Annotated in this window: 1 protein-coding gene; it reads right to left on the reverse strand. The window is 42.9% G+C overall.

Annotation, left to right across the window (positions count from 1 at the left end):
* On the reverse strand, nt 1-3,376 hold a 3,376-nt coding region (locus tag DXC01_RS19625; RefSeq protein ID WP_243111683.1), incomplete at its 3' end, for a DUF3849 domain-containing protein.
* Nucleotides 3,377-3,428 lie beyond the last annotated feature (52 nt).

Below are 3,428 nucleotides of genomic sequence, written 5' to 3' on the forward strand. Positions count from 1 at the left end.
TGTCATCCATTCTTTCACTTTTAAGGATTTCATAAGCTGCTTCCTGAATGGATGCGTCTGGATTATCGTAATCACCACCCTGAATTTCATGCAGGTCAGAGTCATAAAAAATAAACGAATATCCTTCTTCTGTTGCCTGAATAGTCAGATACCCTTTGCTCCTGGTAAACTGCATTGCAATTCCTTCATAGGTTTGCAGTGCTTCTTCCCTGCGAAATCCTTCAAAAATACTTGCCGGGCAGTTCTTTTCTAATTGCACCCGCTGCATCTGTTCTTCCTGAACTTCTTCCACATCTGCCATCAGATCTTCATAATCCACTACTTTTGCATCTTCCAGCGAGTACCCTTTATCTTCTAAAATATCACTGGCGGCTTCATCCACATAGATTGTCGGATTGTCATAGATTCCTCCATCATCCTCCTGATAATCTTCATTGTAAAACGTATAATCATAGCCATCTTCTACGGTCTGGATTGTAAAGTATTGTTTTCCAATCTGATATGCAATCTGCACCTCATTCCACTCCAGTATATTTTCCATTTTATTTACCGCTTCATATATTTCCGGATTCAGCCACCCTCCGATCTGTTCATATGCATGGGTAAGCTGATCTATTCCGTTTTCACACCGGATAAAATCCATGCTTTCCTGCATTGTTTCCGTATTCTGGATACCAAGCACTTTTTTCTGATGATTTGGCAAACGTAAATATTCCTGCATCGCTTCATCCAGTGATTCATACCGGTTTACTTTTACTACACCCTCTGCATTTACATCTTCCATCACATAAAAATTATCAATGTAATGAATCTCTGGCATTTTTAACTTTATGCCTTCCGGCAGCTGCACCTCACTGACTGCATGAAAATTAAATCGGACATCTGTTCCGGATTCATTTTTTCCTTCCATCGTTTCTTCCCAGGTATCTTTCTGCACTGCCTGTACTTCTTCGATTGTAAGTGTCTGTCCACTCCGCAGGGTTACAGCAGAATCTTTCGGGAATTCCGGCAAGTCATAAAGTGTTGTTCCATTTTCCTGCAAATATTCTAATACAGCTTCCAATGCTCCTGCATCAAACCCATTCCATAAGTCCTCCGCTACAAGCTGTCCATTTTCTGCTACGATAATGCCTGCCACATCGGAACCAAATTCATCATGTTCCATTAAGAAAAACTTCTCCCCGGCATATTCCTTTTCATCAACCGTATGCCATGTCCCGTTATGTCCTTCTGCTTCATATCCTCTTGTCTCTGCCGTGATCGTCACTTCGTTTTCTCCTATCGCCTGTTCTATCCTCTGCATCCGGATCTCAGCTCTTGCCATGTCGATAAACCCATCTAAAACTGCCGGGTGGCTTTCGATCACATAATCCAGATTCAGATTTCTGCCCCGGCTGATATTTTCCGGGACTTCGATATGCTCCGCCCAGTCTTTGTTCTGTCTGGAGAATCTTCCATCATGGGAAAGTTCACGGATGGTGTTTGCCATAACAAAATTCATACGTTCTTCCCCAAAGCGTTCCACGGCTTCTTTTGCCGCATCCTGCTTTAAGTGCAGTCCGTCAAAATTCTCCCGGATGGTTTCTTCGATTGCCTTCTTGCAGTCCAGGTTTAACTTTCTGGAATCCAAATAGGCATCTACATCCCGTTCTCCCATTGCCTGTTCCAATGTTCCTTTATAAACTGGCGGATATGCCCTGACGGAATTATGTTCCAGCATGTTCCTTCTCTGCTGGACAAACTCCGGAAGTTCCTGAAATCCAAAAGAATCTACATAATAGGCTGTGATCTCTGCACCCCTGTTTATCACGATCACATCACTTACCGATAATGAATGTCCACGGAAATCTTCTGGTCGGTCAATGTTAAAGCGTTCAAATATATTTTCTAACGTGATCGTTGGCATCCATGGTGCTGCATAAACCATCCGGTAATCCTTTCCGTCAATGGTATATCCCAGACTCTTTGCGGATTCCATTCCCATAAACTGATAAGTATGCTCATCTCCACTATCCATCTGATAAATGGCAAACCTTCCGCTTTCTCCATGCAGAAGAAGTGTCTCATCAATCTTTTCTGCACTCTGCTGTTCCAGTGCCTCCTGCTTTGTAGCAGAGGCTTCTCTTTCTTTCTGCACTTCCCATTCTGTTTCTGTGATTCCAAAGATACCGTCATATCCAAGAATTGCATTTTCTGTGTCTACAAGTGTGGATTCTGCCAGTTGCGGATTGTCGGAATTTCCATGTAACACATAAATTTCTGCCCCTCCACGGTACAATTCATATGCCCGGTCTTTCGTAAGCGGAAGCATATGGTCTAACCGGATTCCTGCCTCGTGCATTTCGGTAAAACCGATCATGCCATCCGGAAAATTGTCAATCTGTGCCTGTGTTTCATTCATAAGGCTCCTCGTATATTCACTTCCCGGTCTGCGGATTGCCGTCATCATACGGTTCACCAGTCCAAGCACTTCATCTTTGTTATCCATCTTATATGCAAAATTTACAATAAGATTTCTCTGGGAATCTGTGAAATCTCCCGTATTGGCAGCTTCTGCTGTTTCAATCAGACGGTGGGCATACTGCATGGCTGTTTCTTCTGCAATTTCCGGTTCCTTCGCTGGGAAGTTCGCCCTCGCTGCCTGGATCACTTCATACACCAGCTTTGAACCGGCTTCATCATAAGATTCCCTCATATCCCATACCAGGTCATTCAGTCTTTCCACCTGTCCAGGGAAGGTTTCTGCATATTCATTTACAAATGCCTTTTCATTTTCCGAAAAAATATTTCTTGGAAACTCTGCTTTTTGCACCAACATCTCTGCCTGATCTTTCGGAGAAAGGTCAGAAAAATAAGTAATGCCTGTGTCAGCATCATATTCCACATCATAAAAATCAATCGGATAGTTCTCTCCGTGCCCACTGCTGTCATACAGTGGTGTGACGGCAGCACCTTTTTCTTCCAGAAAACTTTCCAGTGGTTTTTCATTTTCCTCTATCTCACCACTTTCCAGAAGGCGGACGTATTCACCCACATTCTGCTCTAATTGTTCCCTGCTCATGTTTTCGATCAGATCATAAGTAAACTCGGAACCCATGCTGCCTGAAAGATGCAGAATTAAATCTTCCTTATGAAAAGTATCCCGGATTGGTCTTTCCATTTCCAGCTCGTGCATCTGTGTCTCGATATTCTCAATGACTTCCGCAGACGTTTTCCGGATGGTATCCATAGATGCCCGGAGTGCTTTCATATCCTTGCTCTCACACCAGCTGGCAATATAGGTAAAAGAGTATTCTGAAGTATCCAGACCAAAGTGGTTGCAGACAATATAGGCAATACTTTCTGCTTCAAATGGAAACATTAACATTTGAAGCATTATACTCAGCATTCCAAAATGTTAATCATTTTAAAGAATGCTGAGAAATAAG

It is taken from the genome of Blautia sp. OM07-19 (genome assembly GCF_003481595.1).
Lineage (GTDB): Bacteria > Bacillota > Clostridia > Lachnospirales > Lachnospiraceae > Blautia_A > Blautia_A intestinihominis.